The organism is Tamlana crocina, from assembly GCF_012037625.1.
In genome coordinates this window covers 1-326 of record NZ_JAAVJS010000653.1, presented here as the reverse complement: position 1 = coordinate 326, position 326 = coordinate 1, and the positions used below count along the sequence as shown (strand labels likewise).

Below are 326 nucleotides of genomic sequence, written 5' to 3'. Positions count from 1 at the left end.
AAGTTTGTAATCAAGTTGGGCATTGGTGAGGTTGTTCATTGCTGCGGAAAGATCCCTTTCTGCATCCAGCAGATCGTTAAGGCTGGCTAATCCCAATCCATAGTTGTTTTGTGTGTCTTCCAGCACTTCCCTTGCAAGCTCCACATTTTCCTGCTGGGCCTGAATGGTAAGCAGGCTGTTCTCCAGCTGTGCAACCGCGTTGGCATAAGCCAGGTCCAGTGCCAGCTGAGTCTCCTGAAGGTCCTGCTGTGCTTTCTCGATATCGACCTGGTCTTGTTTGACTCTTGCCCGTGTGGCCCCGCCGTTAAAGATGGGAATGTTTATGT

General features: G+C 50.6%; 1 protein-coding gene. It reads right to left on the bottom strand.

Features of this window, described 5'->3' with window-relative positions; genetic code table 11:
* A partial coding sequence (locus HC176_RS18435; protein ID WP_167920441.1) for a TolC family protein occupies positions 1-326 on the bottom strand: 326 nt, incomplete at both ends.